We start from the raw sequence: 8,480 nt of genomic DNA, 5'->3' as shown, positions 1-8,480 counted from the left end.
ACGGTGATCGAGTACGGGGCGCCCCGAAACGCCTGGCCGATCGGCACGAGTTTCCCGATGCCTGACCTGCCGTCCTTCCTGGGATACCCCAAGGCCAAGAGCGGACCTCCCGACGGCGGGAACCAGTTCTTCGGTGGCGGCGACGTCGCGACCGCGACCCTGACCCAGACCGTCGACCTCCGCGGCGCCGCCGGCGACATCGATCTGGGCACCACGACCTACAACCTCAGCGGTTGGCTCGGCGGCTACCTGTCCGATCAGTCCGGGGCCTCGGTGAAGGTCGACTTCCTCGACGCCAACAAGACTTACCTCGGCACTGCCAAGCTGGCCGAGGTCGGCCCTCTCGAACGCTGGTTCCAGACCGGGTTCAAGCACCGCGCGACCTCGGGCACACTCCCGACCGGTACCCGTTATGCGCAGGTCGTGGTCACACTCGATGACAACGCCTGGGTGACCTTAGGGGTGCCCTGGCTCCTTGGTGGTGCGGATTTCGCCTACAACTCCGCATTCGCCGACAACATCGCATTCACCGTCGGAGCCACCCTGCCCGCCCCGCCGGCTCCCACCCCCCCGGTGTCGACGGTCGGCGAACTCGACCACGTCTTCATGGTGTACATGGAGAACAAGGGCTATGACGACATCGTCAACAGTACGAAAGCCCCCTTCCTCAACAGCCTCATCAACGCCTACGGACTGGCCAACAATTACTACGGCCTGACCCATCCGAGCCTGCCGAACTACTACCCGGTCATCGGCGGCACCGACTTCGGTCTGACCTACAACTGCGCCACCCCGTGCATCGACGCCGACACCACCCTGGTCTCCAACATCGCGGACGCCGGCCTGACGTGGCGGGGCTACGCGCAGAGCCTCCAGCCCGGCGGGAATCCACTGGTGGCCAGTGGCGACTACTCCCCCGACCAACTGCCCTTCCCGGCGTTCAAGTCGATCGCCAACGACCCCCAGGCCTTGGCGAACATCGTTCCTTTGCAGCAGATGGCCGAAGATCTGAAATCGGTTGCTACCGCACCCAACTACGCCTGGTTCGCCGCCAACGAGGATTTCAACGGCGAAGGCCCGGTCGACTTCCCCTGGGGCATGCTGAAATTTGCGCTCAGCCAGCTCGAACCCGGCAACCCGTACAACATCCCGGCGCTTGACCAGTTCCTCTCCGAGACCGTCCCGGTGGTCCTGAACTCAGAAGTCTGGAAGGACCCCACCCGCAAGTCGGCGCTGATCGTCACCTTCGATGAGGACAACAACAACCTTTCGCTCGACTTCGGCAACGAAGGCAACCGGGTGGTGTTCGTCGTCATCCCGTCGCCGGGCGCGGTGGCAGCCGGGATGCGTAGCGGCGCCTTCACCGCCACAAACCACTACAACCACTACAGCCTGCTGCGGTTCATCGAAGACTCCCTGGGCCTGCCGACGCTGACCAACAACGACAAGTTCGCCGCTCCGCTGAACGAATTCTGGGACACCGCAACCAAGTCCGGTAGCGGATCGCTGGTTTAGTTCAGCTGGTCTAGTACAACGACAGTGGGCACCTACGCCGTCACCGGTTCGGCCTCCGGAATGGGCAGTGCCGTCGTCGAGCGGTTGACCGGGCGCGGCCACAGCGTCATCGAGGTCGACATCACCGACGCCGGCGTCATCGCCGACCTGTCGACGCCCGCGGGTCGGCGCGCGGCCGCCGATGCGGTTCTGACGCGCTGCGGCGGACGATTGGACGGAGCGGTGCTGGCTGCCGGCCTGGGACCCACCAGGGGCGCCGAGCGCCTGATCACCGAGGTGAACTACTTCGGCGTCGTTGAACTACTGGAAGCCTGGCGCCCGGCACTGGCCGCCGCGGAGCGGGCGAAAGTGGTCGTTTTCTCCAGCAATTCGACGACCACCGTGCCGGCGGTACCCGGTCGGGCGGTGCGGGCGCTACTCGCCGGGGATGCCGAGAAGGCGCTGCGCACCTACCGCTTGCTCGGCCCGGCCGCGCCGCCGATGGCGTATGCCGCATCCAAGATCGCGATCAGCCGGTGGGTGCGCCGGAACGCGGTGACGCCGCAGTGGGCCGGGGCGGGCATCCGACTCAACGCTCTGGCACCCGGCGCCATCATGACCCCGATGCTGCAACGCCAACTCGCCACACCGGCCGAGGCCAGGCAGATCCGCCGGTTCCCGGTGCCGATCGGGGGGTTCGGCGATGCCGGGCAACTCGCCGACTGGTGCGTCTTCATGCTGTCGGACTCGGCGGACTTCCTCTGCGGCAGCGTGGTTTTCGTCGACGGCGGGTCCGACGCCTACTTCCGGGCCGACGACTGGCCGCGTCCGGTGCCGGCCCGTCGGATACCGTCGTACCTGTCCCGAACCCGGGGGTTTCTCAAAAGGAGTCGACGATGAACTTCCGGATCCTGGCCGCGGTGCTGATCACCGGGGCGCCGCTGCTGGCGTGCTCGAACACGGCCGAGGACTCCAAGGCGGAGCCCCGGACCACGACTATCGAGATCTCCTACGACGAACTGCTCGACCAGAAACAGATCAGCCGCAGCACGACCCTGGCGGTCGGCGATTTCCTCCAGGTCAGCCTGGCGTCCAACCCGTCCACCGGGTTCACATGGGCGGAGAAGCTGCTGATCTCCGACCCGAAGGTGGCCGCCCAGACCGGCCACGAGGTGATCGCACCCGAACAGGGCAGACCCGGTGCGGCGGGCAGTGAGGTCTGGATGGTGCAGGCCATGGCACCCGGCAACACCACGGTGTCCACCACCTACGGACGTCCGTGGCCGGGCGGGGAGAAGGACTCGTGGGTCTTCTCGGTCAACGTCGCCGTCAAATGAGACCCCGCGAGTCACTCCAGTAACTTCAGCCACTCGATGAGTACGCTGGCCGGGTGCGCACTCCCAACCGCGGCCGGGTCGCCATGGCGACCGCCTGCCTGGTGACCGCGGTGCTGGCCGGCTGCGGCAGCACCGTCGACGGGGTGGCCACCTGCCCGGGCTGCGGCAGCGACACCGAACCGGAGTTCCCCACCCCACGTCCGACGAGTCCCACCACGTCGACGCCGACGCCCGCACCGCCGACCACCGAGTCGAGCCGGCCCGCCACCACCACCCCCCAACAGCCCGCCGGCGGGCGGATTCTGGAGCCCAACGCCAACGGCTACGTCTACATCGAGACCCGATCCGGCAAGACCCGCTGCCAGATCTCCGCCGGCACGGTGGGTTGCGAGTCCCAGTTCAGCGACTCCCCGATCGTCGACGGCGAGCGCGCCAACGGTGTCGAGGTGTCGGCCGGCGGCGCCCATCGATGGGTGCTGGGCAACCTCGGCGCGATGCCGACCACGACCATCGGCTACGACACCTACCGGGCGGTGGGGTGGACGATCACCGCCGACAGCACCGGCACCACGTTCACCAACGACGACAGCGGGCACGGCATGTTCGTCAGCACCGATCGCGTCGATTTCTTCTGACCGACCCCCCGCTGGCGGGCACCCCGTCGGGGACCGATCGGCTCGCGATGCCTGTAGTTCACCCTCGGCCACTCGCCGGCACTAGGATCGGCCGTCGTGGCGCGTAACGGTTACCCCGACGACCCGGACGACTACTCCGAGAGCGACCCCACCCAGTACGCCGACTACGGCGGAGTCGGCGGCGAGGCCTACAGCGAGTACGGGCCGCCGACCGGCTATGCCGCACCCACCGCACCCACCGCGCCCGTCGGCGGCACCGGCCGCCACCCCGCCGCGCCACCACCGCCAGCGCCCTGGCATCACCGCCCGGCCGCCATGGTGGGCCTCGGCGTGCTGACGGCTCTGGTGCTGGCACTGCTGGTTTACGCGATGGTGAAGTTCACCGGTTCGGGCACCTCGGAGAGCCCCGCGGTCACCTCGAGCAGTGTCACGCCGACGACCTCGGCGGCGCCCACCACCGAGTCTTCGTCCCCGCCCGAGTCCCCCTCCCGGACCGCGGCGCCTTCGCCGAGCACGACCGCCCAGCCACCGCCGCCGAGCACCGTGACGATGACGGCCACTCCCACCACCGCGGCACCCGCCGCGACCGAGGCGCCCGCGCCGTCGACGACCGCCACGGTCACCACCTCGGTCACCACGTCGGTCACCACGTCGGTCACCACGGTCACGGAGACGACGACCAAGCCGCTGTTCCCGCTCTGGCCCCGGCCGACCCGTCCGGCGCCACCGGAGCCTCCCGCGGCCGGCTGAAGCTCACGCCCCGCGGGAGTACCGAGCCACCAGCGCCTCGGCGCTTCGCACCGCCGCCCGGCAGGCCCGGGTGGTGAACGGGTCGTTGAGCGGGTGTTCCGACCGGCGTCGCCACCGCTGGGCCGCCGCGAACGCCGCGCGGGGCCCGTCGCCGGGATTCTCGCCGGTCAGCCCGAGGCGACTGCCCGCGCCGGTGCCCGAGCCGCCGATCATCCTTCGCAGCGACGCCATCTCGTCGGCTGTCAAAGTGGTTGGCCGCGAACGTAGTTGGCTCAGCAGACGCAGTTCCTCGAAGGCGTGGGAATCGGCGAGCAACGGATCGACGTCCGCGATGATCCTGGGTGTCGCCGGGGTGGGATACCGCTGGACGAACCGGCGCAGGGAGACCAGAGCGGTATGCGACTTCAGTTGATCGGCACGCTGGGCGAAGTGCTGGTCGATCACCTCGCGGAGGGCGACCAGACCGCTGCGTTCGAGCAGATCCCCGGCCAGTGTCTCGGCGTCGGTGACACCCGCCCGCAGCAGGGCCAGCGACAGCCGGATACCGAACATGCCGAAACGTTCCATCAGGTCCGCCCGGGCGGCGGCATCGACCGGCAGGGCCGGATCGTCACGCATGAAGCGGTCGGCGCTCAGCATCGCCTTGTTGAGTTCGGCGGCATCGACGCCGGCGAGCTTGCGCAGCGCGTCGAATTCGTTCTGTCGCAACGTCTGCGCCGTGAGCGCCAGCAGCCCCGACACCGGGACCACGGCTTGACAGACACCGGTCCCGTCGAGTTCGGCGGTGAACCGCCGGGCGACCTCCTCGGCCGAGAGCATGGCGTCGATGCGCCCCGCGCCGATCTCGTCGGCGCGGGAGGCCACCCCGATCACCCCGAGCGCGCCGGCGGGTCCGCCGACCAACTCGCCGATCTGCTTGAGCAAGGCGATATCCGGCGCGTTGAGGGTGCGCAGCAGGAACACGACCGCGTCGACTCTGGGCACCCCGTCCGGCGGGACGAGCAACCGCAGCGTGCGCTCGGAGACGTCGCGGGTCAGCGAGGACGTGCCGGGCGTGTCGATGACGGTGGCGGCGGCCAACTCCTGAGCCGGCCAGTCGACGTCGATGTCGACCACCGCGGCGACGTCCAGATCCGCGAATTCGAATGTCAGCGCGCCGCCGCCGGCGCGGATGATCGGAACGTTCATCCGCCCCCCGCCGGCGAGGTTGGCGGTGGCCCTGGGGGTGGGACCGTGCCGGAACCGGGTGACCAGCCGGGTGGCCTCGGTCGCGTCGGTGGGCGCTATGCATTCCCCCACCAGCGCGTTGACCAATGTCGACTTGCCCGACTTCAGCGTCCCCGCCAGCGCGATGCGGATCGGTTCGTCGAGGCGGGCGGCGATGCGGTGCAGTTCATCGAGGACTTCGGGTCGGGCCCGGTAAGCCGGGTCGGCCCGGTAGACGCGCAGCGTCGCGTCGAGGATGCCGCCAACGTTCATCGGGCGGCGAGTCTCTCGGCATTGTCGATCACCTGCCGAAGAATGCCGATCTGTCGTTCCAGTTCCCGGGCCCGGGTGTTGCGCCCGGCTTCCTCGAGTCGAGCAGCGGCGAGGGTGGCCTGTAACGACTCGTTGAGCGACCGGGTCGTCTGGTTGGCGATCTCGCGATAGTGGTCGCGCAGTTGGCGCTGGATGTTCTTCAGCCGGTCCCGCGACTCCTTGGTGACCACGAACAGCACGTCGTCGACGAACCTGCGCAGGTTGGTCTTGGCCTCGTTGCGCACCCGCAGCATGCGGTTCTCCATGTCCTCGTGGTAGGCCTTGCGACCCAACAGCAGGCCCGCGCCCAGCGAGATGGGATTGAACATTCCCATCCCGGCGACCGAGGTCAGCATGCCGAACATCAGCACGCCCCCGTAGGAACCGCGCATGCTGGTGATCATCTTGTGGCCCCTGCCGATCGGCTTGGACTCCAGCCGGGCCAACGATTTCAGCCGGCCCATCCCCGCGGCCATCTCCCGGGCACTGAGTTCGGGAATCTTCACGACGTCCAGACCGGTGTCGACGAAGGTGCGGGCCACCTCCGCGGCCAGCGCCTCGGCGCGCTGGTAGGCCCACACGAAGTTGTCGCCGACGGCGTTGGCGACGTCGTCCTCGACCTGAGCCCCGATCTGCGCCCACCGCAGCGTGGGATCGACCGAGTCGATGGTCTCCTCGGCGCGCTGGGTGATGGCCCGGAACCGGGCGCGCAGATCGTGGTCGACGTCCGCGGTCAGGTCCGCGATCCCGTCGGTGAGCACCTGCTGCCACAGCGCGGTCTGCTGCAGCGCGTCCTGCGCCTCCTGCTTGCGCCGTTCCAGGTCGTCGGTCAGCCGGCGGGCCTGACCGGGATCGGTCAGGGCGGACAACTCCGAATCCACCGAGAGGCTCAGATGTTCTGCGGCCGCGAGGATTTCGGCGAGCACGTGATCGCGGGTGCGGTCGCTCTCCCGGGACATGACCTTCTCGGAGAGGAAGTTCACGAGCGCCGGGAAGTTGGACTCCTCGTTGAGTTCCTTGTCGTCGGTCTGCACCGCGTGGCTGCGCAGCAGCGAGGAGACGCCGATCACGGGCAGCGCCAGACCGGCTCGGCTCAGGTGCGCGCTGTCGGCCTCGACCACCCGGCGCCAGAACGGGTACAGGTCGGTCTTGGTGGCGACGGTTGCCGCCACCGGGCATATCTCGACGGCCTGGCGGATGAACCGCAGCTCCGGTTCGGTGAACTCCTGGCTGGCGTCGCTGACGAAGAGCACGGCGTCGGCGCCGGGCAGCAGACCGAGCGCGGCGGACAGGTGCGGCTGGCCCTGACCGCCCACGCCCGGGGTGTCGAGGAACACCAGGCCGCCCTTGAGCAGCGGGCTGGGAGCGCCGACTTCGATCCGGACGACCCGCCGACCGCGGGCCTGGGGTGCGTGGCGCAGGTCGGTGCGCAGGTCGGCGACGGGAATCTCCACGGCTTCTTCGCCGCCCCGGCCGTCGGCGACGACGATCCGGGCCGACGGCTGGTCGGCGTAGCCGACGGTGGTGATCAGCACCGTGCTCTCGTCGTCGCCCACCCGGGCGACCGGCATATTCAGCAGCGAGTTGAGCAGCTGGCTCTTGCCCTGCTTGAGCTGGCCGGTGATCACCACCCGAATCAGCGGGTCGGTGATCCGTTCCCGCGCGGCCGCGAGCCGGGCCGATAGATCGGCCCGGTCGTTGAGGTCGGCGATGGTGCGGGTGTGGTCGATCAACTCGACGATCACACCGACCTGGCGCCGGTCCTGCGGCTGGTTCACGCGGTCTCCCTGTCGATACCGAAGCGTCGATACCAAAGTTATGCCCCGGGTGTGCCCTGGACACGGTATGCCCCGGAAACGCCAACGCGGCGGGGACCCGGGGGAGGGAGGAACCGGGTGCCCCGCCGCGCGGTCTGCCCGCGGCTAGAAGCCGAGTCCGAGCAGACGGTCACCCGACGCGAACGACGGGTCGCTGCGCAATCCCAGATCGCTGTGCAACGCCGTCTCGTTGTCGCTCAGCAGGCTGGTCTCGAACAGCGAGTGGTGCGACGAGTCGGTCGTCGACGCGTCGGTCAGGGTGGTTTCGTGCGCCGAGTTGTCGGAGTTGTCGGTCATCGTGGTGGTGGTCACGGTCGTCAGCGTCGTCTCCCGCCCGTCGGCGGTGGTGGAGTTGCCGGTCCCGCCGACCGTCGTGGTGGTCGCACTACCGCCGACGGAGGCGCCGTTGTGCAGGCTGTTGTCCGCACCCTTGATGACCGATCCGGAGTCGGCCGTGGCGATCGCGTCGCCGCCGGCGGTGGTGCCGCTGTCGTCGATCACCGCCGCCCGGCCGGTGGAGATGTTCGAGCCGTGGTCGGCCCGGATGCCGCCGTTGGTCACGGCGTTGTCGTTGCCCAGCACCGCCCCGTCGCCGCTGACGATGTCGCCGTTGGCGTCGGCACCGACCACCACCCCGCCGTCGGTGGCGGTTTGCGTGGTCTTGCTGCCCAGGGTGATGTCGCCGAACCCGAGGTTGAAGGCGCCCTGCTGGGCATTGGCGCCGGCGTCCTGGGTCGGGCTGAACAGCGGGACGTCGTTGTGGCTGGCCAGTTCGGTGGCGTTGCGGCTGGCCAGTTCGGTGGAGTTGTTGCTGGCCAGATCGGTCTGGGGTGCGAAGGTCGGGGCCGGGGCGAACGACGGCGAGGAGTTCCAGACCGGGTCGTAGGAAGGGGTGTACGAGGGGGTGTAGGCCGGGGTGTAGGCCGGGG

The 8,480-nt window shown here is 69.1% G+C and carries 7 protein-coding genes and 1 pseudogene; 5 read left to right on the top strand and 3 right to left on the bottom strand.

Annotated features, from left to right (window positions below; translation table 11 throughout):
- The 5 genes from ADBZ5U_RS10820 to ADBZ5U_RS10800 all read left to right on the top strand — a co-directional run.
- On the top strand, positions 1 to 1,515 hold a 1,515-nt coding region (locus tag ADBZ5U_RS10820), incomplete at its 5' end, for an alkaline phosphatase family protein (RefSeq protein WP_526265251.1).
- Between the two features lie 24 nt (positions 1,516 to 1,539).
- The gene (locus tag ADBZ5U_RS10815; protein WP_526265249.1) at positions 1,540 to 2,394 is read left to right on the top strand and encodes an SDR family oxidoreductase; all 855 of its coding nucleotides are present in this window, start codon (positions 1,540 to 1,542) and stop codon (positions 2,392 to 2,394) included.
- Positions 2,391 to 2,831, top strand: a complete 441-nt coding sequence (locus ADBZ5U_RS10810; RefSeq protein ID WP_526265247.1) for a protease inhibitor I42 family protein — start codon at positions 2,391 to 2,393, stop codon at positions 2,829 to 2,831. The genes ADBZ5U_RS10815 and ADBZ5U_RS10810 overlap by 4 nt, the downstream gene beginning before the upstream one ends.
- Before the next feature lie 83 nt (positions 2,832 to 2,914).
- Positions 2,915 to 3,466 carry a hypothetical protein gene (locus tag ADBZ5U_RS10805; RefSeq protein ID WP_526265253.1) on the top strand — a complete coding sequence of 184 codons (552 nt, stop codon included), beginning with the start codon at positions 2,915 to 2,917 and terminating at the stop codon, positions 3,464 to 3,466.
- A 96-nt stretch (positions 3,467 to 3,562) separates the two neighbouring features.
- Positions 3,563 to 4,216: a hypothetical protein gene (locus ADBZ5U_RS10800; protein ID WP_526265245.1), complete on the top strand. Its 654-nt coding sequence runs from the start codon at positions 3,563 to 3,565 to the stop codon at positions 4,214 to 4,216.
- Positions 4,217 to 4,219: 3 nt separating this feature from the next.
- Here ADBZ5U_RS10800 and ADBZ5U_RS10795 read toward each other — a convergent pair whose 3' ends face one another.
- From ADBZ5U_RS10795 to ADBZ5U_RS10785, 3 genes and pseudogenes are all read right to left on the bottom strand, one after another.
- Complete coding sequence (locus ADBZ5U_RS10795) at positions 4,220 to 5,695, bottom strand: dynamin family protein (RefSeq protein ID WP_526265243.1); 1,476 nt, start codon at positions 5,693 to 5,695, stop codon at positions 4,220 to 4,222.
- Entirely contained in the window at positions 5,692 to 7,512 is a 1,821-nt protein-coding gene (locus ADBZ5U_RS10790) for a dynamin family protein (protein WP_526265241.1), read from the bottom strand. The genes ADBZ5U_RS10795 and ADBZ5U_RS10790 overlap by 4 nt, the downstream gene beginning before the upstream one ends.
- 144 nt (positions 7,513 to 7,656) lie before the next feature.
- A pseudogene (locus ADBZ5U_RS10785) lies at positions 7,657 to 8,480 on the bottom strand (hypothetical protein); the annotation flags it as partial.

The sequence above is a fragment of the Mycobacterium sp. genome (genome assembly GCF_040398885.1).
Taxonomy (GTDB): Bacteria; Actinomycetota; Actinomycetes; order Mycobacteriales; family Mycobacteriaceae; genus Mycobacterium.
Note: the sequence above shows the minus strand (reverse complement) of the source record. Positions and strands in the feature narration are given on the sequence as shown.

Coding starts and splice junctions, on each gene's coding strand:
- ADBZ5U_RS10810 (WP_526265247.1), top strand. CDS start 2,391: ATGAACTTCCGGATCCTGGCCGCGGTGCTGATCACCGGGGCGCCGCTG.
- ADBZ5U_RS10805 (WP_526265253.1), top strand. CDS start 2,915: ATGGCGACCGCCTGCCTGGTGACCGCGGTGCTGGCCGGCTGCGGCAGC.
- ADBZ5U_RS10795 (WP_526265243.1), bottom strand. CDS start 5,695: ATGAACGTTGGCGGCATCCTCGACGCGACGCTGCGCGTCTACCGGGCC.